We start from the raw sequence: 23,314 nt of genomic DNA, 5'->3' as shown, positions 1-23,314 counted from the left end.
GGGCGATCAGCCCCCGGCCGGCTTGATGCCGCGCTTTTCCAGGGCCTTCAGCAGCTGGTCCGGCGTCATGTAGCCGCCCAGCACAGTGCCGTCCTCGGCCACGATGGTGGGAGTGCCGGTCACACCCAGGCGCACGCCCAGGTCGAACTCGTCCTTCACCGGGTTGGTGCAGGAGGCGCTCTTGGGCTGCTTGCCGGCCTTCGCGGCGGTGAAGGCGGCCTTGCGGTCGGCCGCGCACCACACCGAGACCATTTCGGTATAGGTCGGCGTCGGGCTGCCGCTCGTGGTGGTCACGCCTTCGCGCGGCCAGGCGATGTATTCCAGCGCGATGCCAGCCTTGTTGAAGTCGGCCACGTGCTCGTGCAGCGCGCGGCAGTAACCGCAGTTGACGTCCGTGAAGACGCTCACCGTATAGCGCGGCTTGGCCGGCGCGAACACGATGCGCTCGGCGGCAGGCACCTTGGCCAGCTCGGCCTTGCGAAAATCGGCCCAGACGTCGTCGCTGAGGTTCTTCTTGCTGGCCAGGTCGATCAGGTTGCCGGTGAGCATGTACTTGCCGTCGGCGCTGACGTAGACCATCTGGCCGGACGCGATCACCTGGTAGAAGCCCGGGATCGGCGCCGGCTTGACCGAGTCGATCTGCACCTTGGCCAGCCCCAGCACGGCCTGGCGCACGGTGGCCTCGGGGCCTGCCTTGGCCGCGTCGTCGGCGGCGAACGCGGCGTGGGCGAACGCCACCGCGCATACCGCGCTGGCGCCGAGCGCCAGCCATCCTTTCTTCAGCATCGCAAATCCTCTCTGGCTTCCGTGGGGCACGGATGGGGGTGGAAGTGGGTCGGACCGCTCCGATTCTCGCACAGCGGACTTAACGGCTCCGTCGGACGAATCTCATATCAGCCGCGCGGATGGTGCTGCGCATGCAGGCGCTTGAGGCCTTCCTTCGCCACCAGCGTATAGATCTGCGTGGTGCTCAGTGCGCTATGGCCCAGCAGCATCTGCAGCGCGCGCAGGTCGGCGCCGTGGTTGAGCAGATGCGTGGCGAAGGAGTGCCGCAGCACGTGCGGCGAGATGCGCTTGGGCACGATGCCTACCCGCTGCGCATAGCGCTTGACCAGAGTCCAGAACATCTGCCGCGTCATGCCCTCGCCGCGCTTGCTGAGAAACAGCGCCGCCGGCTGCCGGCCCTTGGCCAGCACGGGACGCACCGTAGTCAGATAGACCTCGATCCGCTCCAGCGCCATTTCGCCCACCGGCACCAGCCGGTCCTTGCCGCCCTTACCGGTGACGCGCAGCACGCCCTGGCGCGGATTGAGCGCGGCCAGCGGCAGCTCCACCAGCTCGGACACACGCAGGCCCGAGGCATACATCAGTTCCAGCATGGCGCGATCGCGCAGCCCTAGCGGCGTCTCCACGTCCGGCGCGCCGAGCAGCGCCTCGACTTCGCGCTCGGCCAGCGCCTTGGGCAGGCTGCGCGGCATGCGCGGACGCTCGATCAGCAAGGTGGGATCTTCGAAGCCTGGCTCGTTGCGCGCCATGAAGCCGTAGTACCGCCGGAACGATGACTGCCGCCGCGCCATCGAGCGCACCGCCACCGGTTCCGCGCCGTGATACTCGGAAAGGTGCTGCCGTCGTGCCTCGCGCAGGCTCAGGCCACGACCGGCGAGCCAGCGCGCCAGGCCTTCGAGGTCGCGGCGGTAGGCGTCGAGGGTACGGTCGGACAGGCCATCCTCCGACCATACGCGCTCCAGAAAGGCGGCGATGCTGTGCTGGTCGGCTTCGGCGATACTTGCGGCTTTCTCTGACATGCGCGAGATGCTGGGCATAGCGCGCGCAGGACGCAAGCCGCCGCATGAATGCCGCTCCCCAAGCCACCACTCAGGCCATGCCAGCCACCTTCGTCCGCCGCATGCTGGCGGTGTTCTACGACTTGTGGGCGGTGATCGCGATCGTCGCGACGGTGGGCTACATCTGCCAGCGCGCGACCGGCGGCGAGCTGATCGCCACCGCCGGCCACGTGCACACCGCCTGGTGGTACCAGCCGCTGCAGGGACTGGTGCTGGCGGCGTATTTCATCATTTCGTGGCTGCGCGGCGGACAGACGCTGGGCATGCGTCCATGGCGTCTGCGCCTGGTGCGTGCCGACGGCGGCCCGGTGCGTTTCGCCCAGGCAGTGGTTCGCCTGCTCGCCGCTGCCGCGCCACTGCTGCTGCTCGGGTTGGCGCCCTGGTTCGGCGTATCGGCGGCGCTGTGGGCGGTGCTGCTGTTCTGGGCCGCATGGTTCGCCTGGGCGTTGGTCGACGCGCGTCGGCGCGCGTTGCACGACGTGATCGCCGGCACCGAACTGCGCCGGATCGGTTGATGCCGCAGGAAATCGCGGCGCGATTCACACCGTCCTCATTCACAGCGGAGCGAGACTAAGCGATGCACAGCCCATCCGCGCCCGCCACAGCTCCCACCGATGCCGACCTGCTGCAAGCCAACCGCAGCTTTTACGAACCACTCTGGGCCGAGGCGCGGCTGGTGCCGCCGGAGCGCTTCAATACCTGGCCGCTGGTACGCGAACTGGCCGCGGCCGCGCCGCGGCGCCTGGAAATCGCTCCGGGCCTGCGCCCGCGCCTGCCGCTGCAGGACACCTGCTTCGTCGACCTGAGCGCGACCGCCCTGCGCAAGCTGAGCGAGCACGGCGCCAACGCGGTCAACGGCATGATTGGCGCGCTGCCCTGCCCGACCGCGCAGTTCGACCTCGTCTGCGCCTTCGACATCCTTGAACATGTCGCCGACGACGAAAGCGCCCTGGCCGAACTCGCGCGCGTAGCCGCGCCCGGCGCCACGTTGCTGCTCTCCGTGCCGCTGCATGCTGCCGCGTGGACCGCATTCGACGCCTTCGTCGGCCATTGCCGCCGTTACGAGCCGGCAGAGATCGAAGCGCGCCTCGCGCACCACGGCTTCCGCATCGAGCGCAGCGCGATCTACGGCATGCAGCCCAAATCCTCGCGCCTGCTCGAACTGGGCCAGTGGTACCTCACCCATCAGCGCGAACGCGCGATGTGGTGGTACAACCGCGTCTTCATGCCGATCGCCGTGCGCATGCAGAAGCCGCTGCAATGGCGCGATGGCCTGGGCGATACGGCCGGCGTGGACGAAATCCTGCTCGTTTGCCGCCACGCGTAAGCGCATCTCGCATACCACTGAGCCTAACCACATGATTACGCTCACATAACATTTGTGCGGCAATGCAGCAGGCAAGCGCGCGAGCGAGTAGAATGCGCGCTTTCCGTCCCCCGGCCTCGCCCATGCTCTATCAGATCCACGAATGGCAACGCGCCATCCTCGGCCCGCTCAGCCACTACGCCGATGCCAGCGCGAAGATGCTGACCGATCCGTCGGGTCCGTTCGCGCAAGTGCCCGGCGCACAGCGCATGGCGGCCGGCTACGAGCTGATGCATCGCCTGGGCAAGGAATACGAGAAGCCCGCCTTCGACATCCACAAGGTGGAGTCGCACGGGCAGGAGATCGCCATCGTCGAACGCACCGTGCTGGCCAAGCCGTTCTGCGAACTGAAACGCTTCAAGCGCTTCAGCGACGATCCGGACACCATCGAGCGCCTGAAGAACGAACCGTCCGTACTCGTGGTGGCACCGCTCTCGGGCCATCACGCCACGCTGCTGCGCGATACCGTGCGCACGCTGCTGCGCGACCACAAGGTGTACATCACCGACTGGGTCGACGCGCGCATGGTGCCGGCGAGCGAAGGTGCGTTCCACCTGGACGACTACGTCGCGTACATCGAGGACTTCATCCGCCACATCGGTGCGCACCGCGTGCACGTGGTCTCGGTCTGTCAGCCGACCGTGCCCGTGCTGGCCGCGGTCTCCCTGATGGCCGCGCGCGGCGAGACCACGCCGCGCAGCCTCACCATGATGGGCGGCCCGATCGAGCCGCGCAGCAACCCCACCGGCGTGAACAACCTCGCCACCACGCAGCCGCTGAGCTGGTTCAAGGGCAACGTGATCCACACCGTGCCGCCGAACTACCCCGGCCGCGGCCGCGAGGTGTATCCGGGCTTCCTGCAGCACGCCGGCTTCGTGGCGATGAACCCGGGCCGCCACCTCAGCTCGCACTGGGACTTCTACCTCAACCTGCTGCGCGGCGACCTCGACGACGCCGAAGCGCATCGCAAGTTCTACGACGAGTACAACGCCGTGCTGGACATGCCGGCCGAGTACTACCTCGACACCATCCACACCGTGTTCCAGCAGGCCCTGCTGCCGCGCGGCCTGTGGGACGTGCGCGGCGAACGCGTCACGCCCTCGGCCATCACGCAGAGCGCGCTTCTCACCGTGGAAGGCGAGCTGGACGACATCTCCGGCCTGGGCCAGACCGAGGCTGCGCATACGCTGTGCAGCGGCATCCCGGACGATCGCCGCGCACACAAGGTGATCGAAGGCGCCGGCCACTACGGCATCTTCAGCGGCCGTCGTTGGCGCGAGGTGGTGTATCCGCAGGTGCGCGACTTCATCAAGCGCTTCGATAAACCCGTGGCCTGACGCCCGCGCACAGGGCGGGGACGCCTGCGGCTCGCCCCGGCCTGACGGACTTCAACGCGCGAAAAAGCTGCGCAAGGCTTCCACCGTGCGCTCGACACCCTCGTCGTCGATGTCCAGATGCGTTACCAGGCGCAGCGTCGGCAGATAGCCGATGCTGATGCGCACCTGTCGCCCGCGCAGGTGCGCATCCAGTTCGCACAACCGATCCGCCGGCACATCGACGAACACCATGTTGGTGTGATGGCCCAGCAGTTTCACGCCATGAATGTCGCCAAGCCGCGCTGCCAGCGTCGCGGCGCGCGCATGGTCGTCGGCCAATCGCGCGACGTGGTGCTCCAGCGCATACATGCCCGCCGCCGCAAGCATGCCCGCCTGGCGCCAGCCGCCGCCGGCGACCTTGCGCCAGCGTCGCGCTTTCTCGATCAACGCGCCAGGACCGAGCAGTACCGAGCCGACCGGCGCGCCCAGGCCCTTCGACAGGCAGACCGACACGGTATCGAACAGGCTCGCGATCTCGCGCGCGTGCACGCCGCTCGCGATGGCGGCGTTGAACAGGCGCGCACCATCGAGGTGGAAACCCAAGCCTCGCTCGCGCGCGAATTTCTGCGCGGCATGCAGGTAATCGAGCGGCAGCACGCGTCCATGCCAGGTGTTTTCCAGCGCCAGCAGCCGGGTACGAGCGAAGTGCGGATCGATCGGCTTGATCGCCGCCGCCAGCTTGTCCAGCGGCAGGCTGCCGTCCGCGTCGTGCGGAATCGGCTGCGGTTGGATCGAACCGAGCACGGCGGCCCCGCCGCCTTCGAACTTGTAAGTGTGCGCATCGGCACCGACCAGGTACTCGTCGCCGCGCTCGCAATGCGCCATCAACGCCAGCAGGTTCGACTGGGTACCTGTGGGGACGAACAGCCCCGCTTCGAAACCGAGCTCCGCCGCCAGCTTCGCCTGCAAGGCATTGACCGTGGGATCTTCCCCGTAGACGTCGTCGCCCACCTCGGCCAGCAGCATGGCCTCGCGCATCGCGCGGGTAGGTTTGGTCACGGTATCGCTGCGCAGGTCGACCCAATCCACGGCATGGCTCCTCGATGGAAAAACCAAGCTTGAGCCGCGCCGGCCGGGCCGGCAAGCACCTGTGCCCTACTCGCCCATCAGGCGCGGCACCATCTCCGCCAGCGCCTCGCGCAGGCGCTGCACGTCCAGCTTCGGATCGCGCGCGGCCCGCACGGCCAGGCCCTCGATCAGCAGCATCAGCGCCAGCGAGCGGCGCTCGCTGATCGAGGACGACATCCCGATGCCGCCCTCGTCCGCAGGCTTCTCGAGCCATTGCACGAACTCGGCACAGGCCAGTTCGTCCGCATGATGGATCGCCTTGGCTACCTGCTTGTCGCGGGTGGCCTCGGCGCTGGTCTCCAGGAACAGCGCCGCGTTCATGATGCGCATGTCCGGCCGCGGCCGGCTCCACTCCACGAAACACTCCATCAGCGCCTCGACCGGATCCATCGAAGCGCTGAGCGCGCGGATGTCCTCCAGCTCGATCTCGCTCTGGCGCTCGATGATCGCCAGCACGATGGCGCTCTTGTTCGGAAAGTAGCGATAGATCAGCCCGGCGCTCATGCCGGCCGCCTCGGCGATGTTGGCCATGCTGGCGGCGTGGAAACCGTACTTGACGAAACAATGCTGCGCGGCGACCAGGATGCGCTCGCGTTGCTCCCGCACGCGCGGGCTGAGGGCTGCTTCGTCGGGTTTCTCTGCTCGGGTCATGGGCTACGTTCGTTCCAACCACCGCCCAGCACTTTATACAAAGTGACCCGATTGGTCTGCTCGGCCAGCCGCGTGGCGATCAGCTGCTGCTGCGCGGCGTACAGCGCGCGCTGCGCATCCAGCGCCACCAGATAGCTGTCCCTGCCGGCCCTGTAGCGCGCGCGGGAAAGCTCGTCCGCACGCGATGCCGCGCCCACCAAGGCTTCCTGCGCCTGGCGCTGCTCGCCCAGGGTGCCGGTGAGGGCCAGCGCATCGGCCACTTCGCGGAAGCCGGCCTGGATCGCTTTCTCGTACTGCGCCAGGGCAATCTGCTGGTCGGCCTTGGCGCCCGCCAGCTGCGCGCGCAGGCGACCGCCCTGGAAGATCGGCAGGTTGATCTGCGGCGTGAAGCTCCACACCCGCGTACCGCTGTCGAACAAGCCGGACAACTCATTGCTCGCCGTACCGATGCTGCCGGTGAGGCGGATCGACGGGAAGAACGCCGCGCGCGCCGCACCGATGTCCGCGTTGGCGGCGCGCAACAGATGTTCGGCCTGGCGGATATCCGGCCGGCGCAGCAGCACGTCCGACGGCAAGCCCGCCGGCAGGCCGCCGAGCATGGTCACGCGGTCGTCCAGCCCCGCGGGAAGCAACGCCTCGTCGAATGGCCCGCCGATCAGCAGGCGCAGCGCGTTGGTGTCCTGCGCCACCTGCCCGGTATAGCGTGCCATGTCCGCTCGCGCGGTTTCCACCGTGGTCTGCGCCTGGCTCACGTCGAGACTGGACGCGCCGCCCAGCGCATGGCGCTGCTGGGTGAGTTTGAACGACGCCTCCTGGTTATCGCGCGTGGCCTTGGCCACTTTGAGCGATTCCTGATCCGCTGCCAGCGTCAGCCAGGCATTGGCCACCTCGGCGATCAGGCTCAGCTGCGTGCTGCGGCTGGCCTCGCCTTCGGCGAGATACCGTTCCAACGCGCTGGTACTGAGCGAGCGCACGCGACCGAACAGATCGAGCTCGAAGTCGGTGACGCCCAGGTTCACGCTGTACTCCGGCCCCACCTGCTGCGCGCCGCCGCTACCGCCGACGCGCTGCTGCTGCGCGGTGACGCCGACCGACGGCAGGCGATCGGCGCGCTGCACGCGGTACAGCGCGCGCGCCTTCTCCACATTGAGCACCGCCACGCGCAGGTCGCGGTTGTTCTGCAGCGCCAGTTCGATCAGCTGGACCAGCCGCGCGTCCGTATAGAACTGGCGCCAGCCGATCTCCGCCGCGTTGCCCTGCCCGGCGCCGTCCGCCGGCAGCGGCCACGTCGCGGCAATCGCCGGCTGCGCCGCCGGCAGTTTCGGCGCCATGTTCACGCACCCGCCCAGGGCAAGCGCGAGTGCCGCGCCGCATGCGGTGAGGATGGCCTTACTCATGAGTCGTCTCTCCGAATGCCGGCGTCAGCTCGCCCACGGTCTTCTGCTTCCCGAACCAACGCCGCACCACCACGAAGAACAGCGGCACGAAGAACAGTCCCAGCGCCGTGCCGGCGACCATACCGCCGAGCACGCCGGTGCCGATCGCGCGCTGCGCGCCGGATCCCGCGCCGCTGGCCAGCGCCAGCGGCAACACGCCCAGGCCGAACGCCAGCGAGGTCATCAGGATGGGGCGCAAACGCATGCGCACCGCCAGCAAGGTGGCATCGAGCACGGCCATGCCTTTCTCGATGTTCTCCTTGGCAAACTCCACGATCAGGATCGCGTTCTTGCTCGACAAGCCCACCGTGGTGAGCATCGCCACCTGGAAGTACACGTCGCGATCCAGCCCGCGGAAGGTCGCCGCCAGCACCGTGCCGAGAATGCCCAGCGGCGCCACCAGCAACACGGCGGTAGGAATCGACCAGCTCTCGTACAGCGCCGCCAGGCACAGGAACACCACCAGCACCGACAGCGTGTAGAGCATCGGCGCCTGCGCGCCGGCTTCGCGCTCCTGGTACGACTGGCCGGTCCATTCCAGGCCGACGCCGGCCGGCAGCTGCGCCACCAGCTTCTCCACTTCGGCCATGGCATCGCCCGAACTCACGCCTGGCGCGGCTTCGCCGTTGATCTGCATGGCGGAGACGCCGTTGTAGCGCTCCAGGCGCGGCGAACCGAAATCCCAGCGCGTGCTGGCGAAGGCGCGGAAAGGCACCATCGCGCCGGCCGCGTTGCGCACCGACCACTTCTCGAAATCTTCCGGCGCCATGCGGAACGGCGCATCGGCCTGCACGAACACGCGCTTCACGCGGCCGCGGTCCATGAAGTCGTCGATGTACTGCCCGCCCCAGGCCATGGTCAGCGTGTCGTTGAGATCGCCAATGGAAAGACCCTGCGCCGCGGCTTTCTTGTAATCCACGTCGATGCGGAACTGCGGCGTATCGTCCTGGCCATTGGCGCGCACATTCGCCAGCAGCTTGCTTTGACCTGCCGCCTGCAGGAACTGATTGCGCGCTTTCACCAGCGCTTCGTGACCCAGGCCGGCGTTGTCCTTCAGATAGAAGTCGAAGCCCGCCGAATTGCCCAGCTCCGGCACCGCCGGCGGCGCGAAGGCGAACACCATCGCATCCTTGTACTGGCTGAAGGCGCCCATCGCTCGGCCGGTGACGGCATCCAGGCTGAGGTCGCTGGCGTGGCGCACGCTCCAGTCCTTCAGCTGCACGAAGGCCATCGCCGCATTCTGACCGCCGCCGGCGAAGCTGAAGCCCTGCACGGAGAACAACGACTCCACCGCCGGATCATCCAGGAACTGCTTCTCCACGCGATCCATCACGTGGCTGGTGCGTTCCGTCGTCGCACCCACCGGCGCCTGCACCATGGCAAACACGAAGCCCTGGTCTTCCATCGGCAGGAACGAGGTCGGCAAGCGCAGGAACACCACCACCATCGCCGCGCTCATCGCCAGGAACACCAGCAGGAAGCGCCGGCCGCGCGCGATGATCGCACCCACCGCGCCCTGATACTTGCGCGTGCCCTGGTCGAAGCGGCGGTTGAACCAGCCGAAGAAACCGCGATCGGAGGCGTGATGGCCCTTGGCGATCGGCTTGAGCAAGGTGGCGCACAGCGCCGGCGTCAGCACGATCGCCACCATCACCGACAAGGCCATCGACGAGACGATGGTCACCGAAAACTGCCGGTAGATCACACCCGTGGAACCGCTCAGGAACGCCATCGGCACAAACACCGCCGACAGCACCAGCGCGATGCCCACCAATGCGCCGGTGATCTGTGACATCGACTTGCGCGTGGCCTCCAGCGGCGACAAGCCTTCTTCGCTCATCACGCGTTCGACGTTCTCCACCACCACGATGGCGTCGTCCACCAGCAGGCCGATCGCCAGCACCATGGCGAACATGGTCAGCATATTGATCGAGTAGCCCATCGCGCCGAGCACGCCGAACGTACCCAGCAGCACCACCGGCACCGCGATCGTGGGGATCAGCGTGGCGCGGAAGTTCTGCAGGAACAGATACATCACCAGGAACACCAGCGCGATCGCTTCGAGCAGCGTCTTGATCACGCCCTCGATCGACACCTTCACGAACGGCGTGGTGTCGAACGCGATCACCGACTTCACGCCGCGCGGGAACGACGGCTCCATCTGCTTGAGCGCCGCCTTCACGCGCTCGGCCGTGGCCAGCGCGTTCGCGCCGGAGGTCAGCGAGATGGCGATGCCGGTGGCCGACTTGCCGTTGTACTTGCTGGTGAAGCCGTAGTCCTGCAGGCCAAGTTCCACGCGCGCCACATCGCCCAGCGTCAGCACCGAGCCATCGGTGTTGCTGCGGACCACGATGTTGCGGAACTGCTCCGGCGTCTGCAGGCGCTGCTGCGCAATCACCGAGGCATTGATCTGCTGGCCCTTCACCGCCGGGTTGCCGCCGATCTGGCCGACCGCCACCTGCTGGTTCTGCGCACGCAGCGCCGCCACCACTTCGGTCGGCGTCAGCTTGTAGGTATCGAGCTTGTTCGGATCCAGCCACACGCGCATGGCGTACTTGGAACCGAATACTTCGATATTGCCCACGCCCGCCACACGGCTGAGCGGATCCACCAGCTGCGCGGTGACGAAGTCGGAGATGTCATCGCCATCCAGGCGGCCATCTTCGGAGACGAAACCCACCACCATCAGGAAGCCCGAGTTGGACTTGACCACGTTGATGCCCTGCTGCTGCACGATCTGCGGCAGCAGCGGCGTCGCCAGCTGCAGCTTGTTCTGCACCTGCACCTGGGCGATGTCGGGGTTGGTGCCGTTCTCGAAGGTGAGCGTCACCTGCACCTGGCCGTCCGAATCGCTGGTGGCGGACATGTAGATCAGGCCGTCCAGGCCCTTCATGTTCTGCTCGATGATCTGCGTCACCGAGTCTTCCGCCGCCTGCGCGGACGCGCCGGGATAGTTGGCGTTGATCGTCACCTGCGGCGGCGCGATCACCGGGTATTGCGATACCGGCAGGCGCAGCATGGACAGCGCGCCGGCCAGCATCACGATGATGGCGATCACCCACGCGAAGATGGGGCGATCGATAAAGAACCGTGCCATGGGTCTATGTCCTCAGTGGGCCGCTGCCGCGTGTCCTGCCGCCGCCGCGCCCGGCGCGCCGGCCTCGCTGGCGTGCACCGGCATGCCGGGCTGGATCATCTGCAGGCCTTCCACGATCACCTTGTCGCCGGCGGCCAGGCCGCTCTCGACCAGCCACTTGTCGCCGACGGTGCGGCTGACCTGCACTTCGCGCAGCGCGGCCTTTCCGTCCTTGTCCACCACCATCGCGGTGGCGCCGCCCTTGGGATCGCGCGAGATGCCCGCCTGCGGCACCAGTAGCGCACTCGGGCTGGTGCCCTTGTCGAGCACCGCGCGCACGTACATGCCGGGCAGCAGCACGTGCTCCGGGTTGGGCACGATCACGCGCAGCGCGAAGCTGCCGGTGGTCGGGTCCACGCTGACGTCGGCGAACTGCAGCTTGCCCTCGTGCGCATACGTGCTGCCGTCTTCCAGCAGGATCTTTACCGGCGTGCTGTCGGCCTCTTTCAGCGTGCCGGTGGCGATCTGCTTGCGCAGCGCCAGCAGCTCGCCGCTGGATTGGGTGACGTCCACGAAGATCGGATCGAGCTGCTGCACGCGCGCCATCGGCTCGGCCTGATTGGCCGTCACCAGCGCACCCGGCGTCACGGCGGATTTGCCGATGCGTCCGCTGATCGGCGCCACGATGCGCGCGAAGGCGAGCGTCACGCCGGTGCTCTCCACTTGTGCCTGACCCGCCGCCACGTCGGCTTCCGCCTGACGCCATGCGGCCGTCGCCGCCTCGTCGTCCTGCTTGCTGACCGCGTCGATGCGTGCCAGCTCGCTGGTGCGCTTGGCATTGAGCTGCGCCGAATACAGCGAGGCCTTGGCCTTGGCCAGCGTCGCCTTGGCATTGCTGTTTTCCGCGCGATACATCGCGTCGTCCAGCTGGTACAGCGGCTGCCCCGCCTTCACCAGCGCGCCCTCCTCGAACAGGCGCTGCTTGACGATGCCGTTCACCTGCGGCCGCACCTCGGCAATAAGGAAGGCACTGGTGCGACCGGGCAATTCGCGCGTGACAGTCACCGGCTGCGGCTTGAGCGTGACCACCGTGACCTCGGCCGGCCCGCCGCCCGCTTGCTGCTCGCCGTGCTGTCCCTTGCAGGCAGCCAGGGACAACGCCAAAACGGCCAGCACACCGGCCACCAGCCGGCGCAAGAACATACGCTTGGAAATCATGGGAGACCTCGGCCGCTGTCGCAGGGGAAGGCGACAGAACAAGAGTGAACGATCATTCTCATTATTGAACCAATCTTTAGGATTAGTCAACGAGACTGAAGACAGGGGGGCGAAATGGCCACAGACAGCCGATGAGGGCGCGTTGGCCCTGGCTTAGCGTGCCGCCGAGACCGTGCAGCCGCGTGCCCGTCCCTGCGCAATGTGGTGTTGCCGTTACAAAGACGGTGATTGTAATTTCTTGCGAATGCCCCCGACAGGCCGAGGCGCAAAGCCCGTCCGCGATGCCGGCAGCGAAACGGTGTAATCGCCAACGGCGCGATAGATGGCGATACGCGTTGTCGCGACATGTCGGCGCCTCCTCGATCAGCTCAGACGGCCCGATGGCCGGCTTTCGTCATGGCGACGAACGGGCGGGTCCGATTTCGACAGGGGGCGGATAGGAGTGACGCTTCGGCGCGCCGCGGATGACTCAAGAGGAACGCCACACTGCCTGTTTTTGAGAGCGTGCATCCGCCTGTCGATGCCTACAAAGAAAAGGCGATCACCTACATACAGGCCGAAGGGCGTTGGGTTAGGTTGCTTTGTGGCCGGTGTTTCCTGTTCGAGATATCGGCCGGCGACAACGCAGCAACGTAGTAAGAGAAAAGCGCGGATCGCATGGGGTGGAGCCCACACGACCCGCTAACCACAACCAACTAAACGGGAGTTAGTCATGGCTATCAGCGATGATACGGCAGTCGTTTGCCCGAAGGTTCCTAACGAGGAACCCCGCACCAGCCCCCTGGGGCGCCCCTTTTACCTTTCCGACGAAGACGCCGACCCGCGGCAACGCCTGCAAGGCCGCCTCGCCGGCATCAGCATGGCCATCAACGTGCTCAACGGGCTGCTCGCCAACAGCGAGAGTTTTCGTGATACCCAGGCATGCGGCATGCCCGCTGGCGAAGGGGAATGGCCACTGCCGCCGACGTGTGTCGAAGGGATATTCGCGGCGGTGCATTTCCTGAGCTTGTATGCGGAGACGCTCAGCTACCGCCTCGAGGAAGCCGCCTGACGTGGCTCACGGCACGCCGGTCTCGGCGTGCCGTATTTAAAGGATGTGTCGAAAGGCCATGCGCCATAGCTCGGATAGCCACAAGAGAAACCGGAGCTGCTCGCCTCCTACCCGAAGAGAACTACGACAGCGTCTTCTCGTCCCTAGCCGACAAGTGCTGATACAAGCCAGCCCATGCTTCTTGATCAAAATGCGGCGACCGGGCGACTTCGTCGATCAGCCACCCAAACAGGAAATCGTCATCCGCTCCGTCAATGCCATCGGGAGGATGCTCACCAGTCGATCCATAGATATGGTTCGACACGTAGCAAATGACGCCACTGATGACGCCAATTGCCATGTCGCTTGGCCGGCTTTGTCGATTATCCGAATAGACCAGCAAGCCTTCATCACGATCGTTCATGAGGATGAAGTAGACCTCTTCCGCTGACACCGCCTCTCCAGCTTGCCAGGCGGACGCCAGAGCCAGCCCCCTTTCAGCCAAGGCTCTTGCATCGCCCTCCAGCTCTGCCACAAAGGGGCTCGCGATAGCTATGGCAAAAGCGACCTTGGAATGCGTGGTCAAGCGGCGAAATTGCTGGACATCGAATGTCATCCACGCAGACCCAGTGATTCAACGTCGGAACTCAAAGCAATGGCGTAGTCGCCCGCTTCAACTTTCCTTTTCATACCATTGCTCCTGATCGCACATGGCGGATGGCAGGCAGCACGGCCGGGGGAGCTGTTCGACATGGTCGGAAATTAGCGATCATCTCGATGGAACAGACCAGCCAACTCATGCTTGATGTAGTGGGTCAGACGCAGAAAGTCATCGTGAGCACCAGGGCCAAAGACCGGATCGCGCTCTGCCAGATACTGACTGGGAGAAACACCTTCAGCCAGCGCAGCGTCCCTGATCTCCATGAGCAGCGCCGGCGCCACCATCCAGTTCGTGCCCGGCAGGTATTCGCGCTGCCGCGCTTTGATCGCCCATTTCACCGTACCGACATAGCTCTCAATGACGCGACGAAGTTCGCCTATCAGCAAGACGTCCTCTTCGATGAATCTGAAACAAACAAAGGGTGGATATATCGAGCCGTCTTCGTCGACAAACCGCCCTTCCTTCCATACGCGCAGACGCCTTGCCTGGTAGCGCCGCCAAGCCAGAGGACTGACATCTTGCAGAACGTTCAGTAGCTCGCCCTCTCCATCCGTGATTCTTTGAACTTCCATGCGACCGTGTCCTTTAGCGCCCATGCAGGGGACGTTATCACGCGCACTAACGAATTGATCGCTTCGCTCCTTGCCAAGGAAAGCATAAGCGTCGACATTACGAGTCGCTGCCCTCCTTCGACTTCTTGAAGGGGATGAACCAGCTCGAGTCCTTATATGCGCCTGCGACTCGCGTTACACGGATGGGGTGGAACATAACGCTCCCATTCGCATCCCGGGCGATCTCCGTAGCGCGGATGGCACACATGGAGATTTCCCCCTTTTTCGCGCCGGGAAGAATCACGGCATCCAGTTCATAATCCTTGCCGGCATCGACGTGAAACGTACCCTTGGCTGCGCAGTACGACTGCCACTGCATGGTCGGGCTGTTCGACACCACGTGCGTCACATGCAGCGTCACAATGGGATCTTGATCCGCTACCACGTAGTACTCGTTGTATCCGCTCCGGCCTGCCGGCCCCACTGGCATGCCCAGATCAGCGACCTTGCCCGGATAGAACCCGCTCCGGGTGTAAAGGGTGCCCTTGCTGCCCCCGGGCTCGCGCACTTCGACCTCCAACTCATCGGCGAACGAAGCAAGGCGAATGCGTGCGCGTGGGCCTTCCGTAGGTTGACGTGCCGTGCTCTTGAGCGTGGTGCAGCCACTCACGAGCAATGCCAGCGCGGCGAAAATGAAGAGCTTCTGCATATTTCAAAGACTTCCTTGTGGATAGAAAACATCACCTTCTGACTCAACACTGTAACGACCGAATAGAGGCCATCTTTAGTGAAGGCCCGCCGTTCTCTCTACCGACACACGGGCGATGGCCAGCCCGTTCAGTCTGGCCCAGGTAAGCCGTGCTCTTGGGGCCATTCTTCACTAAGTCCAGGTAAGGTCACCGTCCTCGCCAACCCACACGGCGCCGACGGGGCAATCGATAAGAAACCAAAGCCCGAAGCCATCCAGCTGGTCTTCCTCCGGGCTAGCGGGCCAAGCCGCCCCAAGTGCATTCAATTGAGACGCGATATCAGCGGTACATAACTCTCCGCGCGCAGCGAATTTGAGCCGGCCGGACCGTAGCATCACAGCCAGCATGGAAAAGAAGATCGAAACCCTCTCTTCATAGGCAACTTGCGAAGCAAGTGCCATAGCCAGGTGCTGCCACACAGCCGCCAGAGAGAAGCCGTATGCGCTCCGTGATATGGACTCAGCGAGCCGGTCAATGTTCATGGCGCTATCGAAGCTCAAACTGGACGGCCGAATGCAAAGACGCAGGCATCTTCAAGAAGCACTTCCACTTCTCGAGAACAAGGCGCCACTCCTCAAGACGGAATTTCCCCTCCGGCTGTCCAATCCACTCATCATTAATGTCAATGTCCACTTGCACGCCGGAAGGATCCATCGTCAAGGTAACGTCATTGCCGCCAGCCTCTATAGCGCTCTCCTCGCCGCGCTCCACGATCCCTATGCATGCCAAAAGACGGACACAATCGCCCACAGTCTGCGCAACCGCGCCCAAGACTTCACAGATATATCGGCGATATCGCCCGACATCCGCGCCGCCGGTGACCTCCATCCTCCAATACAAAACATCACCCATGACAGAGTGCCTGCCGCCGTTGACGTACGAGAACTTGAACAGCATTAACTCCACCTCACGTAGCTTGTCGACGGTCGCGTTGAAACAACAGACTTACATGCCCTGTTGCAACGACGCCGGCTACGGACAGCGTCATCTTCATTGGTAAGCCGCTTAACCACCTCCGGCCCCTTATCTGATGGTTCCGATCTGAATCCTGTCCGGGCTCGCATGACAGAGAACCTCCTGCCATTTTCTTGGCCCAGCGCCGCCGCGAACTGCGGGCACCGTACCGATTCTCTATTGACACCCCATCCAACACATATCGCCCTAGGAATCACCGCTGACGCGCGAGCGTCCATTTATCGCGGCATGCTCAAGGAGGCGTTATCGGACGACGATCTCCATGCCATACGGGCCTACTAGCAGCAGCAACCCGCTCTGGGTCGTGACTCTTTCAGAGCCATGGTTGAAGCGAAGACTCGACGCTTCGCAAATATCCGTCCAGCGCACCGACCGGCCCGCAATAAGTGAACCTGACACCGTTCTGCGCGACTTCCAACACCAACCTAGATCACAGTGAAAAATGTGCTCCACCAATAAAAAATCACGTTAACAAGGCTTTGGATCCCACTCCGATCGCATCTGATCCAAACTAACCTTCGTCAAGTCTTGGTTTTCAAAAAAATCATTGAATATCTGCTTGGCCACGCTTACATCTCTGCATACAGTTCGATCATCCCATTCGTGGTGACTAAAATTCGTTGTGCCACGAAACGGTAGATCACCCGGCTCCCACCATTCGAGCATGTTGCTTCTTTCCGACGAGGGAGTAACCGGCGAATAGATGATTCTGAAAGCACCCGGCTGTGCATCCATGGACAAGGTAGTTCCGAGCATCATCCTTTCGTCACGCAGGACGCCCTGTATCAGTCGAACTCTTCCACCGAGCTTGAAAGCGGCATCTATTTCATCCTCGACATGCGGCCACACCGGATCATCTGCGCCCGCACCAAGCCCCGCACTAACACGTAGAAGTAGAACCTTCTTCACTTTGAAATACCCATAATAATTCCAAGAATGGGGACAGGTTCACTTCCAAGCAGTGCAGTGGCAATTGCTGATCCGCCCGGCCCATTGATCGACCCGCGACAAGATGACCTGGCCCCGTTTTTGAGAAGACGCCTGGAAGCAAAGACTCGACGCTTCGCGAATGTCCGCCGGCCCACCGGCCAGCTAGCAATAAGTGAACCTGACCCCGTTTTATTGCCGTTTTATTGAACCCACCAACTTCGTTAACGTCTTAGATATTTCCACTGAACACCATTCATGATCTTTTCTTTAATGCCTACAAGCGAATCAATTACTCCATGATCATTATCTACCAGTAACCCCAAAGCGCCATCCATCTGCATAATAAAATTATCCGAATAATTCACAACGCCGTCTCGCCCCTCCACCAAAAAAAAACATGGATCACTTATCAACCTCTTTATATCGGCAAGCTCATCCTCCTCGTAACCAATTACCTCCGCCCCCAAATACTCCACAGCCATCCATCCGTCATCCATCCCTCCATGGGCATGAACAGCGTATCGATCACCAACCTCCGCATGCGCTTCCCCCATCCCTTTAATCAGGGAAAAAGTGCTTGGCCTTGATGAAAGGCTCGCCACCAATACATATGTAAACATTAGTTCTTTCCTTTTGAAAGAACGGGGTCAGGTTCACTTCCAAGCAATGCAGTGTCAGATGCTGACACGCCACATCGCGAACCGATGACATCTTCTCTATTGACACCCCATCCGACGTATATCGCCCTAGGAACCACTCTGACGCGCGTGCGTCCATTTATCGCGGCATGCTCAAGGAGGCGTTATCGGACGACGATCTCCATGCCATACGGGCCTACTTGCAGCAGCAACGCGCCCTGGGTCGTGACTCTTTCAGAGCCATGGTTGAAGCGAAGACTCGACGCTTCGCAAATATCCGCCTAGCCCACCGACCGGCCCGCGATAAGCGAACCTGACCCCGTTTTGCGGTAATGCGCCACACTCGTCAATCGAATCCGGCCCGTAGATCATTGCCACTATTAACACGGATTTGCTCTCGTAGTGCTCTTCAGACAATTTTGAATAAAACAAAATTCCATTCTTGCAATATCTATTATGGCTGGCATTTTGAGCCATCCATCCTAAGCGTTCCAGTGCCATGTACTGTTCGACACGCACTTTCTCAGACAAGGAGCTCGCAAAAATTCCATATAGTAAAGATGAACCTCCGTACTTATCGGAACTCTTCTTGAAAGCGACCATTCCCCCCAAGGAAAGCAACTCCCCCATATCTTTCTGCATAACCAGGTATTTCTGATGAGATACTTGCGCCCCAGGATTTCTATAAATTGCATACCCGCCAGACAGAACTCCAAACAGCACAATCGCAAATGGATAAATTCGACTCACAAATTTCTTCATAACTTCGCTCCCCATCCTCAGTCATGCCCTTATCTCGAAAGAACGGGGTCAGGTTGGACTACCCCTGATTTAACGGACACCTAAAAGTGGGGACAATCCTCGCACGGAGGTGTTCGATGGAGAAGCGCCAGAAGCTCAGTCCTGAATTGAAACGCGAGGCTGTTCGTTTGCTGACGACGAGCGGCAAGCCAGCAGCGGTGGTGGCGCGCGAACTTGGCATTCCACGCAACCGGCTCTACGAAGAAGGGGGTCGAAGAAGGGGGCCAGGTTCACTTCCAAGCAATGCAGTGGCAATTGCTGATCCGCCCGGCCCATTGACCGACCCGCGACAAGATGACCCGGCCCCGTTTTTGAAAAGACGTCTGGAAGCAAAGACTCGACGCTTCGCGAATGTCCGACGGCCCACCGGCCAGCTAGCAATAAGTGAACTGACCCCGTTTTAGAAAAAGGGAGTCAGGCTGGCGGACTACCCCTTATTTCACGGACACCTAAAAGCGAGAAAACGAGGACAACCCCACACAGAGGTGTTTGGTGGAGATCGTCAGAAGTGGCTCGCATCTCCGCTCGTTTGTATCACCCGTGCCCCGCTGGCTTTCGGCTAAAAAAGAAATCCTCCTCTGGAGAATCCCTTCGTACAACGATAGCCCTAAGCGCACCCTCTACGTACAGCCACTCATCAAACCCGTTCGTGGGTATATAACAGCCGACCCCAAAAGTCGCACAGGCCTCAATTACTCCACCAATAATCACCTCATCCCCAACCCCATACCTATAAAGCTGAACCATTTGCTCCGCATCTCCATGGGCTTGACTAAAAACGCATATGCATTCAAACCCGTCAATTGGACCAGAGGAATTAAATTCATCTAAGGAGATACAGATAACATTGCGCGGATCGATACGCGCAGCATGTGCAACGAACGTTCCGAGCTCATTCGCGGCCATCTTTCTCTTCAATAGAAAATTAATCACCTGGTAGCCCTCCAAACGTTTAATGCCGCCGCCTTTGTCTCTGCAAGAACTGGATCAGGTTCACTTCCAAGCAATGCAGCGGCAGATGCTGACACGCCACATCGCGAACCGATGACATCCTCCAGCGCCAGCCGGACATCACACTGGAGCCATGGCGCGCTCCCCTCGTCTCGATCTACCGCACATCCCACAGCACGTCGTGCAGCGGGGAAATAATCGGCTCCCGTGCTTTCTCGACGACGGCGATCGGCTCAGATACCTGCAACTCCTGCGGGAATCTCTACTGCATACCGGCTGCCATCTTCACGCCTACGTGCTCATGGACAATCACGTCCATCTACTGCTTACACCACCGGCAACCGGCATGGTTGCTCGCTTGATGCAAAAGCTTGGGCGTCAGTATGTTGGACAGTTCAACGCGCGGCATCGCCGCACAGGAACCCTTTGGGAGGGCCGATATAAATCTTGCCTGGTCGATAGCGAAAGTTATCTCCTGCATTGCTATCGATATATAGATCTGAATCCTGTCCGGGCTCGCATCACAGAGGATCCTCTGTCGTTCTCTTGGTCCAGCGCCGCTGCGAATTGCGGGCACCGTACCGATTCTCTATTGACACCCCATCCAGCGTATATCGCCCTAGGAACCACCGCTGACGCGCGTGCGTCCATCTATCGCGGCATGCTCAAGGAGGCGTTATCGGACGACGATCTCCATGCCATACGGGCCTACTTGCAGCAGCAACGCGCCCTGGGTCGTGACTCTTTCAGAGCCATGGTTGAAGCAAAGACTCGACGCTTCGCAAATATCCGCCCAGCTCACCGACCGGCCCGCGATAAGTGAACCTGACCCCGTTTTATGGTTCGCGGATGCTTGGAGATCAACCAGCTTAACTACCTCCGGCCCTTTATCCAGCTGATGCGGGTGGCGGCGTGAAAAACGTGGGGATACCTCAGTCTCCGGCCCCTTATCGCTCCCGCCTATTCACCGCAATCCCAAGATCGCCTTGAACCGCTCATTCATAGCAACAAAGTCCTCATAGCTGAGATTCGGGTCATTATTGAGAACCAAATAAACCCCATCCATCAGCCGCTTGACCTTTGGAACAAGCCCCTGCAATCGCGAAACAACCTCGTCCGCCCCGTACCCCAGCGCACTCTTACATAGCTCAGCATCCCAATACTGCGCAGGACCAAGCGTATAAATGAATCGACGGCCATCCATATCCACGGATGGGTCTGCCCGAAGCTGATTGAAAATCACATTATTTTCAATCGGGTATCCATTGGATATCATATCCATTATTCCCCCCGGCCTCGTAGTGGAGCGCGTGATATCCATAACTAACAACAGCACGATAGCCATCAAATGCCTCTATCACCTCTGGAAAATTACTCATCAACACATCTGAATAATCTACACCCTTGCTATTAGCCTTAAAACGATAGCTCAGATAATCATCGAATCGAGCACTGTCACTGTTAATAAAATCGTCACCACGATAAATATACTCTCCAATAAACTGCAATCCACGAACAGATAATTTCAGTCCATACGCTGCAACCAATCTGTCCCCACAATCTGGCGCAGGCGGAGGCGCCAACCCCTCAAAGCCCAGGGGACCCGGCACCGCGAGCATTCTGCCCATAACCTCCTGGTGCCGAGATTCAATGCTTTGCGCCTTGATCGCTCTCGCATACACCCACAACTCGATATCTGAAGCACTCATTAGTTCCCGCTCCTGACGCGGACAGTCACTGCATCTCGATACTGCGTTGATCGAATGTATGTTCGTGCAGCATCTGCAACCAAGAACGGGGTCAGGTTCACTTCCAAGCAGTGCAGTGGCAATTGCTGATCCGCCCGACCCATTGACCGACCCGCGACAAGATGACCTGGCCCCGTTTTTGAAAAGACGCCTGGAAGCAAAGACTCGACGCTTCGCGAATGTCCGCCGGCCTACCGGCCAGCTAGCAATAAGTGAGCCTGACCCCGTTTTACATTTCCTGAGCTTGTATGCGGATCCGCTCAGCTACCGGCTCGAGGAAACCACCTCACGTGGCTCACGGCACGCCGATCACGGCTTGCCGTTTGAGAGGGTGTGCGCTGGATCTGCTGTCGGTGGCGTTAAACGACCCTGATCCGAATCGACCAATCACGCCAAGCTAACCAACTGTCAACATACCGTGCCGATCAGTCATCTTCGTTGGCTGCGCGCAATGTCAGCGAATCACAACCGCCCTTGGAAAAGGCGTTCTTGAATGTCGCCTTGATCGAATAGCCATTGACTGGCTGGCAACGAGGCCCCTCAATGCCCTTCACGATTCGACTCGAAAAATCATTAGCCATGTCGACCGGACTGCTGCGACCATTCAGCCACACCCTCCCCAGGTCCTTGCCGTCCGCGATAGAAACGAAACGGGCCTGCATCGATGTCTGAACCCATTCCATGCGACCGCCGCCGCCGTCGGACTGCCCCGTCCTGTAGGACTTGGGCGGAGTCAGGATTACCCGATAAGCAGCCCCGATGTCCTTCTCGGCAGCAAGATCGGGCTCGAAGTTCGATGCATCACTCTCTTTCTCAACATGCAGCAGAACGTGGCGTCCCGTCATCCCAGCAACCTGCCTTTGCAGAGCCATCCACATAAGCGAACACGTCGCCTCACCGGGCGCGCGATCCGCGGCCCCCAGGAAGCCGAGGAATCCCTTCTTGTCCTCAGCACAGGGCAATAGATAGATCGCCGTGGGCGTCAGCGACACGTCCAGTGGAATTGCCGACTTGAGCATCTCCGGGCCACATGCGGAAAGCAGAAGCGCTGCCGGAAGAGCAATCCAACGCACTCGCCTTGTCACTACATCATTACAACTGATCGCACTCCGTCCGACCTTGTAAGAAAGGCCGTTCTCCAAATCGTCCATATACAACCCCTGTTGTTTGCGTCCCACGTTCCTTTCGACCCACAAATGAATCCGACCTGGGCATGATCTCAGTTTGCAGCAGCGCGCTCAGAGACCCGATGCGTTCAAGGCCATGGTTGAAGCGAAGACGCGCCGGTTCGTAAACATCCACCCAGCTCACCGGCCATTTCGCCATAAGTGAACCTGACCCCGTTTTGCCCGACGTTTCGCAAATATCCGCCTAGCTCACCGACCGGCCCGCGATAAGTGAACCCGACCCCGTTTTGCCAGCTGGGTGAGGCTGGTTGATGTTGCTCACGGCACGCCGATTGCGGCGTGCCGTTCTCAGAGAGTCCTTTTCTTTCTACACACCCCATCTCGAATCGGACCGCAACTTCAAAGACAACTCATCCCACCAAACCTTGTACTTATCGTAAGAGCCGTCCAGTCTTGCGGACTCAATTGCGGCATCAACCGAGCTTGAGAATGTCATAAAACATGAACGATCAACATCAACGAGGGCAATAAAATCCATGCCCTGATCGTCCAAACTTTTATAGATCTCTTGCATGCAATCGAAATCCGAAGGCTTAAATGACCTCCGAACTCTTTCCACCAAATAATCAAAGACAAGACCGCCTGACGAAACAATCAAGTCCTTCGATATCAGTATTGAGCCAGCCATGATATCACCTTATCAAAACGATTCTTGCCTGCTTATCCGGCGGAATTTTACTTATTACATCCATCAAGAGAGACTTATTCCCCTCAGTTAGAAAGCGCATATCCATTGACACAATATCAGCCTTGTCCAAGTGATCATTCAATACGTTTCGAAAATTACTCAAATTGGTTTCAAAAAAACGGTTCGTGTTCTCCGCCCTGGCCATATTATCCGGAGTTAACATGAAATCAATGGTTTTCCCTGCGAAAGAACGGGGTCAGGTTCACTTCCAAGCAATGCAGTGTCAGATGCTGACACGCCACATCGCGAACCGATGACATCTTCTCTATTGACACCCCATCCAACGTATATCGCCCTAGGAACCACTGCTGACGAGCGAGCGTCCATCTATCGCGGCATGCTCAAGGAGGCGTTATCGGACGACTATCTC

General features: G+C 61.1%; 24 protein-coding genes and 1 pseudogene. 6 read left to right on the top strand and 19 right to left on the bottom strand.

The genetic code is table 11. From position 1 onward, the window contains the following. Positions 1-6 precede the first annotated feature (6 nt). Positions 7-786: a DsbC family protein gene (locus tag ACNR9O_RS01615; RefSeq protein ID WP_473683576.1), complete on the bottom strand. Its 780-nt coding sequence runs from the start codon at positions 784-786 to the stop codon at positions 7-9. A 107-nt stretch (positions 787-893) separates the two neighbouring features. After that, on the bottom strand, positions 894-1,805 hold the full coding sequence (gene xerD, locus ACNR9O_RS01610) for a site-specific tyrosine recombinase XerD (protein ID WP_473683579.1): 912 nt from the start codon (positions 1,803-1,805) through the stop codon (positions 894-896). Positions 1,806-1,849: 44 nt separating this feature from the next. Here xerD and ACNR9O_RS01605 point away from each other — a divergent pair, with 44 nt between their 5' ends. From ACNR9O_RS01605 to ACNR9O_RS01595, 3 genes are all read left to right on the top strand, one after another. Next, positions 1,850-2,359: an RDD family protein gene (locus ACNR9O_RS01605; RefSeq protein WP_473683581.1), complete on the top strand. Its 510-nt coding sequence runs from the start codon at positions 1,850-1,852 to the stop codon at positions 2,357-2,359. A 62-nt stretch (positions 2,360-2,421) separates the two neighbouring features. Next, positions 2,422-3,171, top strand: coding sequence for a class I SAM-dependent methyltransferase (locus tag ACNR9O_RS01600; RefSeq protein ID WP_473683583.1), 750 nt, complete (start codon positions 2,422-2,424; stop codon positions 3,169-3,171). 122 nt (positions 3,172-3,293) lie between these two features. Continuing rightward, positions 3,294-4,547 (top strand): polyhydroxyalkanoate depolymerase, encoded by a 1,254-nt coding sequence (locus ACNR9O_RS01595; RefSeq protein WP_473683585.1) that lies wholly within the window; start codon positions 3,294-3,296, stop codon positions 4,545-4,547. 51 nt (positions 4,548-4,598) lie between these two features. Here the strand turns inward: ACNR9O_RS01595 and ltaE are convergent, their stop codons facing one another. The 5 genes from ltaE to ACNR9O_RS01570 form a co-directional block, all read right to left on the bottom strand. Further along, positions 4,599-5,615 carry a low-specificity L-threonine aldolase gene (ltaE, locus tag ACNR9O_RS01590; protein WP_473683587.1) on the bottom strand — a complete coding sequence of 339 codons (1,017 nt, stop codon included), beginning with the start codon at positions 5,613-5,615 and terminating at the stop codon, positions 4,599-4,601. A gap of 66 nt (positions 5,616-5,681) precedes the next feature. After that, positions 5,682-6,305, bottom strand: coding sequence for a TetR/AcrR family transcriptional regulator (locus ACNR9O_RS01585; RefSeq protein ID WP_473683589.1), 624 nt, complete (start codon positions 6,303-6,305; stop codon positions 5,682-5,684). Next, entirely contained in the window at positions 6,302-7,702 is a 1,401-nt protein-coding gene (locus ACNR9O_RS01580; RefSeq protein ID WP_473683591.1) for an efflux transporter outer membrane subunit, read from the bottom strand. Before ACNR9O_RS01580 ends, ACNR9O_RS01585 begins: the two co-directional genes overlap by 4 nt. Further along, a complete protein-coding gene (locus ACNR9O_RS01575; RefSeq protein ID WP_473683593.1) occupies positions 7,695-10,838 on the bottom strand; it encodes an efflux RND transporter permease subunit in 3,144 nt (1,047 codons plus the stop codon). The genes ACNR9O_RS01580 and ACNR9O_RS01575 overlap by 8 nt, the downstream gene beginning before the upstream one ends. 12 nt (positions 10,839-10,850) lie before the next feature. Continuing rightward, entirely contained in the window at positions 10,851-12,020 is a 1,170-nt protein-coding gene (locus tag ACNR9O_RS01570) for an efflux RND transporter periplasmic adaptor subunit (protein ID WP_473700735.1), read from the bottom strand. 727 nt (positions 12,021-12,747) lie between these two features. Between ACNR9O_RS01570 and ACNR9O_RS01565 the strand changes: the two genes are divergently transcribed. After that, entirely contained in the window at positions 12,748-13,086 is a 339-nt protein-coding gene (locus ACNR9O_RS01565) for a hypothetical protein (protein ID WP_473683597.1), read from the top strand. Between the two features lie 121 nt (positions 13,087-13,207). Here the strand turns inward: ACNR9O_RS01565 and ACNR9O_RS01560 are convergent, their stop codons facing one another. From ACNR9O_RS01560 to ACNR9O_RS01525, 8 genes are all read right to left on the bottom strand, one after another. Next, positions 13,208-13,681: an Imm6 family immunity protein gene (locus ACNR9O_RS01560; RefSeq protein ID WP_473683599.1), complete on the bottom strand. Its 474-nt coding sequence runs from the start codon at positions 13,679-13,681 to the stop codon at positions 13,208-13,210. A 146-nt stretch (positions 13,682-13,827) separates the two neighbouring features. After that, positions 13,828-14,298, bottom strand: a complete 471-nt coding sequence (locus tag ACNR9O_RS01555) for a hypothetical protein (RefSeq protein WP_473683600.1) — start codon at positions 14,296-14,298, stop codon at positions 13,828-13,830. A 97-nt stretch (positions 14,299-14,395) separates the two neighbouring features. Next, positions 14,396-14,986: a hypothetical protein gene (locus ACNR9O_RS01550; protein WP_473683602.1), complete on the bottom strand. Its 591-nt coding sequence runs from the start codon at positions 14,984-14,986 to the stop codon at positions 14,396-14,398. Positions 14,987-15,157: 171 nt separating this feature from the next. Beyond that, positions 15,158-15,361, bottom strand: coding sequence for a DUF596 domain-containing protein (locus ACNR9O_RS01545; protein WP_473700734.1), 204 nt, complete (start codon positions 15,359-15,361; stop codon positions 15,158-15,160). A 151-nt stretch (positions 15,362-15,512) separates the two neighbouring features. Further along, a complete protein-coding gene (locus tag ACNR9O_RS01540) occupies positions 15,513-15,923 on the bottom strand; it encodes a hypothetical protein (protein ID WP_473683607.1) in 411 nt (136 codons plus the stop codon). 546 nt (positions 15,924-16,469) lie between these two features. Then, positions 16,470-16,910 (bottom strand): hypothetical protein, encoded by a 441-nt coding sequence (locus ACNR9O_RS01535; protein ID WP_473683609.1) that lies wholly within the window; start codon positions 16,908-16,910, stop codon positions 16,470-16,472. A 242-nt stretch (positions 16,911-17,152) separates the two neighbouring features. Continuing rightward, entirely contained in the window at positions 17,153-17,551 is a 399-nt protein-coding gene (locus ACNR9O_RS01530) for a hypothetical protein (RefSeq protein ID WP_473683611.1), read from the bottom strand. A gap of 252 nt (positions 17,552-17,803) precedes the next feature. Next, positions 17,804-18,331: a hypothetical protein gene (locus ACNR9O_RS01525; protein ID WP_473683613.1), complete on the bottom strand. Its 528-nt coding sequence runs from the start codon at positions 18,329-18,331 to the stop codon at positions 17,804-17,806. 116 nt (positions 18,332-18,447) lie between these two features. Between ACNR9O_RS01525 and ACNR9O_RS01520 the strand changes: the two genes are divergently transcribed. Together ACNR9O_RS01520 and ACNR9O_RS01515 are read left to right on the top strand one after the other, a co-directional pair. Further along, the gene (locus ACNR9O_RS01520; RefSeq protein WP_473683615.1) at positions 18,448-18,774 is read left to right on the top strand and encodes a transposase; all 327 of its coding nucleotides are present in this window, start codon (positions 18,448-18,450) and stop codon (positions 18,772-18,774) included. A 680-nt stretch (positions 18,775-19,454) separates the two neighbouring features. Then, the gene (locus ACNR9O_RS01515) at positions 19,455-20,144 is read left to right on the top strand and encodes a transposase (RefSeq protein ID WP_473683617.1); all 690 of its coding nucleotides are present in this window, start codon (positions 19,455-19,457) and stop codon (positions 20,142-20,144) included. Between the two features lie 141 nt (positions 20,145-20,285). Here ACNR9O_RS01515 and ACNR9O_RS01510 read toward each other — a convergent pair whose 3' ends face one another. The 4 genes and pseudogenes from ACNR9O_RS01510 to ACNR9O_RS01495 all read right to left on the bottom strand — a co-directional run. Continuing rightward, positions 20,286-20,603, bottom strand: coding sequence for a hypothetical protein (locus ACNR9O_RS01510; protein WP_473683619.1), 318 nt, complete (start codon positions 20,601-20,603; stop codon positions 20,286-20,288). Further along, positions 20,572-21,030 carry a hypothetical protein gene (locus ACNR9O_RS01505; RefSeq protein ID WP_473683621.1) on the bottom strand — a complete coding sequence of 153 codons (459 nt, stop codon included), beginning with the start codon at positions 21,028-21,030 and terminating at the stop codon, positions 20,572-20,574. The genes ACNR9O_RS01510 and ACNR9O_RS01505 overlap by 32 nt, the downstream gene beginning before the upstream one ends. A 464-nt stretch (positions 21,031-21,494) precedes the next feature. Beyond that, positions 21,495-22,220, bottom strand: coding sequence for a hypothetical protein (locus ACNR9O_RS01500; protein WP_473683623.1), 726 nt, complete (start codon positions 22,218-22,220; stop codon positions 21,495-21,497). A gap of 668 nt (positions 22,221-22,888) precedes the next feature. Next, positions 22,889-23,119 (bottom strand): annotated as a pseudogene (locus ACNR9O_RS01495) (hypothetical protein); the annotation flags it as partial. Positions 23,120-23,314 lie beyond the last annotated feature (195 nt).

It is taken from the genome of Dyella sp. CR10 (assembly GCF_055814425.1).
The sequence above is the reverse complement of the archived record's forward strand: the minus strand, read 5'-3'. Positions and strand labels throughout refer to the sequence as shown.

What these genes read in the sequence shown, in the direction of transcription:
- ACNR9O_RS01615 (WP_473683576.1), bottom strand. Translation starts at nt 786, where the DNA reads ATGCTGAAGAAAGGATGGCTGGCGCTCGGCGCCAGCGCGGTATGCGCG.
- xerD (WP_473683579.1), bottom strand. Translation starts at nt 1,805, where the DNA reads ATGTCAGAGAAAGCCGCAAGTATCGCCGAAGCCGACCAGCACAGCATC.
- ACNR9O_RS01605 (WP_473683581.1), top strand. Translation starts at nt 1,850, where the DNA reads ATGAATGCCGCTCCCCAAGCCACCACTCAGGCCATGCCAGCCACCTTC.
- ACNR9O_RS01600 (WP_473683583.1), top strand. Translation starts at nt 2,422, where the DNA reads ATGCACAGCCCATCCGCGCCCGCCACAGCTCCCACCGATGCCGACCTG.
- ACNR9O_RS01595 (WP_473683585.1), top strand. Translation starts at nt 3,294, where the DNA reads ATGCTCTATCAGATCCACGAATGGCAACGCGCCATCCTCGGCCCGCTC.
- ACNR9O_RS01585 (WP_473683589.1), bottom strand. Translation starts at nt 6,305, where the DNA reads ATGACCCGAGCAGAGAAACCCGACGAAGCAGCCCTCAGCCCGCGCGTG.
- ACNR9O_RS01580 (WP_473683591.1), bottom strand. Translation starts at nt 7,702, where the DNA reads ATGAGTAAGGCCATCCTCACCGCATGCGGCGCGGCACTCGCGCTTGCC.
- ACNR9O_RS01575 (WP_473683593.1), bottom strand. Translation starts at nt 10,838, where the DNA reads ATGGCACGGTTCTTTATCGATCGCCCCATCTTCGCGTGGGTGATCGCC.
- ACNR9O_RS01570 (WP_473700735.1), bottom strand. Translation starts at nt 12,020, where the DNA reads ATGTTCTTGCGCCGGCTGGTGGCCGGTGTGCTGGCCGTTTTGGCGTTG.
- ACNR9O_RS01565 (WP_473683597.1), top strand. Translation starts at nt 12,748, where the DNA reads ATGGCTATCAGCGATGATACGGCAGTCGTTTGCCCGAAGGTTCCTAAC.
- ACNR9O_RS01560 (WP_473683599.1), bottom strand. Translation starts at nt 13,681, where the DNA reads ATGACATTCGATGTCCAGCAATTTCGCCGCTTGACCACGCATTCCAAG.
- ACNR9O_RS01555 (WP_473683600.1), bottom strand. Translation starts at nt 14,298, where the DNA reads ATGGAAGTTCAAAGAATCACGGATGGAGAGGGCGAGCTACTGAACGTT.
- ACNR9O_RS01550 (WP_473683602.1), bottom strand. Translation starts at nt 14,986, where the DNA reads ATGCAGAAGCTCTTCATTTTCGCCGCGCTGGCATTGCTCGTGAGTGGC.
- ACNR9O_RS01545 (WP_473700734.1), bottom strand. Translation starts at nt 15,361, where the DNA reads ATGCTACGGTCCGGCCGGCTCAAATTCGCTGCGCGCGGAGAGTTATGT.
- ACNR9O_RS01540 (WP_473683607.1), bottom strand. Translation starts at nt 15,923, where the DNA reads ATGCTGTTCAAGTTCTCGTACGTCAACGGCGGCAGGCACTCTGTCATG.
- ACNR9O_RS01530 (WP_473683611.1), bottom strand. Translation starts at nt 17,551, where the DNA reads ATGTTTACATATGTATTGGTGGCGAGCCTTTCATCAAGGCCAAGCACT.
- ACNR9O_RS01525 (WP_473683613.1), bottom strand. Translation starts at nt 18,331, where the DNA reads ATGAAGAAATTTGTGAGTCGAATTTATCCATTTGCGATTGTGCTGTTT.
- ACNR9O_RS01520 (WP_473683615.1), top strand. Translation starts at nt 18,448, where the DNA reads ATGGAGAAGCGCCAGAAGCTCAGTCCTGAATTGAAACGCGAGGCTGTT.
- ACNR9O_RS01515 (WP_473683617.1), top strand. Translation starts at nt 19,455, where the DNA reads ATGGCGCGCTCCCCTCGTCTCGATCTACCGCACATCCCACAGCACGTC.
- ACNR9O_RS01510 (WP_473683619.1), bottom strand. Translation starts at nt 20,603, where the DNA reads ATGGATATGATATCCAATGGATACCCGATTGAAAATAATGTGATTTTC.
- ACNR9O_RS01505 (WP_473683621.1), bottom strand. Translation starts at nt 21,030, where the DNA reads ATGAGTGCTTCAGATATCGAGTTGTGGGTGTATGCGAGAGCGATCAAG.
- ACNR9O_RS01500 (WP_473683623.1), bottom strand. Translation starts at nt 22,220, where the DNA reads ATGGACGATTTGGAGAACGGCCTTTCTTACAAGGTCGGACGGAGTGCG.